This window comes from Bradyrhizobium sp. (assembly GCF_049586575.1).
Taxonomy (GTDB): Bacteria; Pseudomonadota; Alphaproteobacteria; order Rhizobiales; family Xanthobacteraceae; genus Bradyrhizobium.
In genome coordinates this window covers 1-3,139 of sequence record NZ_JBAVCF010000746.1, presented here as the reverse complement: position 1 = coordinate 3,139, position 3,139 = coordinate 1, and the positions used below count along the sequence as shown (strand labels likewise).

Genomic DNA, 3,139 nt, shown 5'->3' with positions numbered 1-3,139 from the left:
AGATCAGCAACAGGCCGTGGGCTGCCGTCAGCGCCCGCAGATCGTGCAAGAACTCGTCGCTCGCCGGCCAGACGCCGGCTTCGCCCTGAATCGGCTCCAGCATCACCGCGACCGTGCGTTCGTTGATCAACTGCTCGACGGAGGCCAGATCATGCCACCGCGCCTTGCGAAAGCCGGAAACCTTGGGTTCGAACAAAGGCTCAAAGGCCGGTTTGCCCGAGGCTGACATCGTCGCCAGCGTCCGGCCGTGAAATCCGCCTTCGAAGGCAATGATCTCGTGCGCACCGTTCTTGTGGAGGGCGCCGTATTTGCGCGCGAGCTTGATTGCGCCTTCATTGGCTTCCGCGCCTGAATTGGCGAAGAACACGCGGTCGAAGGCGCTCAGATCGGTCAGTGTCTTAGCGAGTTTCAAGCTGGTGTCGTTGTAATAGGCCGGGCTTGGCGTAATCAATTGCCGTGCCTGAACTGAGATCGCTTCCGCCAAAGCGGGCGGTGAGTGGCCGAGACAATTCACGGCCCAGCCCTGGATGAAGTCGAGATAACGCTTGCCGATATTGTCCCAGAGGTAAGAGCCTTCGCCGCGCACGAACACGACTGGCGGGCGAGCTGTGATTTCCATCAGCGCGTCGAACGAATCCGTCGCATGGGTCATGTCGAACTCTCCTGGCGTTTGCGGGTGAAGGGGTGGGCCAAAATGCAAGAAGGCCGCAACTTTTGGGGTTGCGGCCTTCTCGAAAACGTTGCTGATCTAATCGTTCAGCTTAGTCGTCGGACATGGCGCGCCCCATCCTCGTCACGGCGGTGACGGCGGCAGGCGGCGCGAGCGATAGTCCGGTTGGAGATCATGGGGCGCGCTCATACAGTGCAAGAGCCAGCGTTGTCAAGCGTTAGAAGCCTGCAACAGATCCGTGCAGGTCATATTCGTCGGAGCGTTCGATCCTGGCGGTGACGATCTCACCGACCTTCAGCGGCCGGCGGCTCGAGATGTAAACCGCGCCGTCGATCTCCGGCGCGTCGGCCTTCGAACGGCCTTTGGCGACGGTCGGGCCGACCTCATCGATGATCACCTGCTGCCGCGTGCCGACCTTGCGCTTCAATCGGCGTGCGGAGATCTTCTGCTGCCGAGCCATCAAAGCGTTCCATCGCTCCTGCTTGATCTCATCAGGCACGGCGTGGCCGAGTGCGTTAGCCGGCGCGCCTGCCACCGGTTCATATTTGAAGCAGCCGAGACGGTCGATTTCGGCTTCGTCGAGCCAATCGAGCAGCTCGGCAAAATCGGCGTCGGTCTCTCCGGGAAAGCCGACGATGAAAGTCGAGCGCAGCGCGAGCTCAGGGCATTGCGCGCGCCAGCTCTTGATCCGCGCGAGGGTTTTCTCCTGCGCAGCCGGGCGTTTCATCGCTTTGAGCACTTCCGGGCTTGCGTGCTGGAACGGGATATCGAGATAGGGCAGCACCTTGCCTTCACACATGAGGCCGATGACATCGTCGACATGAGGGTAGGGGTAGACGTATTGCAGCCGCACCCACACGCCGAATTCGCCGAGCGCTTGCGCCAGGTCGAAAAACTTCGCGCGAACCTCGCGATCCTTCCAGGGACTGGCGGCATATTTGATGTCGACGCCGTAGGCCGAAGTGTCCTGCGAAATGACCAGCAGTTCCTTGACGCCGGCATTGACCAGACGTTCGGCCTCGCGCAGCACGTCATTCGCAGGACGCGACACCAGATCGCCGCGCAATTTCGGGATGATGCAGAAGCTGCAGCGGTTGTTGCAGCCTTCGGAAATCTTCAAATAAGCGTAGTGCCGCGGCGTCAGCTTGATGCCCTGCGGTGGCACGAGGTCGAGATGCGGATTGTGCGCAGGCGGCAGTGCGCGATGCACGGCTTCGAGTAGGCTCTCGTATTGCTGCGGTCCGGTAATCGAGAGTACGCCGGGGTAGGCGGTTTCGATCTGTTCGGGCTCCGCGCCCATGCAACCGGTAACGATCACCTTGCCGTTTTCCGCCATCGCATCGCCAATGGCCGAGAGCGACTCCTGCTTGGCGCTGTCCAGAAAACCGCAGGTATTGACGATGACGAGATCGGCACCGTCGTGCTTGCGCGCCAGCTCATAACCTTCGGCGCGTAGCCGCGTGATGATGCGTTCGGAGTCCACCAACGCCTTGGGGCATCCGAGCGAGACAAAACTGACTTTGGGCGCGGCGGCCTGCGACATTCCGGATCTGTCCGATTGATGGGCAGGAGCTAACCCCAAATGTGCCCAATTACAAGGCTTTGAGCCGGCACGTGGCATGCTATCAATGTGCTTGCCGGAATGAGTGATCGATGGGCGCCGAGTCGTCTCCCAAAATCGCGATTGTCGACGAAAGCCCGATCCGCGCCGCGATTCTCGAAGAGGGGCTGCGGGAAGCGGGCTTCACCGACGTCGTACGCATTGACGAGATGCAGAGCCTGCTCTCCCGCATCTATGCGCTCGATCCCGACGTCATCGTGATCGACCTGGAAAATCCCAGCCGCGACATTCTGGAACAGATGTTCCAGGTCAGCCGCGCGGTGCGGCGGCCGATTGCGATGTTCGTCGATCAAAGCGACGCAGCCTCGATCCAGGCATCCGTCGATGCGGGGGTCTCCGCCTATATCGTCGATGGGCTGAAGAAGGAGCGCCTCAAGCCGATCCTCGACCTCTGCATTTCCCGTTTCAACGCTTTCGCCAAACTCCAGGATGAGCTCGACCGCGCCAAATCGGCACTGGAAGACCGCAAGGTGATCGAACGGGCGAAGGGCATTCTGATGAAACTGAAGGGCCTGACCGAAGACGAGGCCTATGTGTTGCTGCGTTCGACCGCAATGCGAGAGAAGAAAAAAATCGGAGAGATCGCCCAGTCGATCCTGACGGCGTCGGAGCTCTTGAAATGACAACTCCGCTCCAGATCGGCTTCATCCCCTTGATCGACGCGGCCGCCCTGATCGTTGCCGTCGAGAAGGGTTTTGTGCAGGCCGAGGGTCTTGAGGTGCGGCTCGTCCGGGAGGTGTCGTGGTCGAATGTCCGCGACAAACTCAATATCGGCCTGTTCGACGCCGCGCATATTCTGGCTCCGGTTCCGATCGCCTCAAGTCTCGGGCTTGGACATATCAAGGTGC

The 3,139-nt window shown here is 60.6% G+C and carries 4 protein-coding genes; 2 read left to right on the top strand and 2 right to left on the bottom strand.

The window, feature by feature from the left end; all coding sequences use genetic code 11:
- Together WB528_RS27015 and rimO are read right to left on the bottom strand one after the other, a co-directional pair.
- A partial coding sequence (locus tag WB528_RS27015) for an aminotransferase class III-fold pyridoxal phosphate-dependent enzyme (protein WP_423892404.1) occupies nt 1-652 on the bottom strand: 652 nt, incomplete at its 3' end.
- Between the two features lie 235 nt (nt 653-887).
- Nucleotides 888-2,213, bottom strand: a complete 1,326-nt coding sequence (gene rimO, locus WB528_RS27010) for a 30S ribosomal protein S12 methylthiotransferase RimO (RefSeq protein WP_423892403.1) — start codon at nt 2,211-2,213, stop codon at nt 888-890.
- A gap of 110 nt (nt 2,214-2,323) precedes the next feature.
- Here rimO and WB528_RS27005 point away from each other — a divergent pair, with 110 nt between their 5' ends.
- On the top strand, nt 2,324-2,914 hold the full coding sequence (locus WB528_RS27005; protein ID WP_423880463.1) for an ANTAR domain-containing response regulator: 591 nt from the start codon (nt 2,324-2,326) through the stop codon (nt 2,912-2,914).
- On the top strand, nt 2,911-3,139 hold a 229-nt coding region (locus WB528_RS27000; protein ID WP_423892402.1), incomplete at its 3' end, for an ABC transporter substrate-binding protein. The genes WB528_RS27005 and WB528_RS27000, both read left to right, overlap by 4 nt.

Coding starts and splice junctions, on each gene's coding strand:
- rimO (WP_423892403.1), bottom strand. CDS start 2,213: ATGTCGCAGGCCGCCGCGCCCAAAGTCAGTTTTGTCTCGCTCGGATGC.
- WB528_RS27005 (WP_423880463.1), top strand. CDS start 2,324: ATGGGCGCCGAGTCGTCTCCCAAAATCGCGATTGTCGACGAAAGCCCG.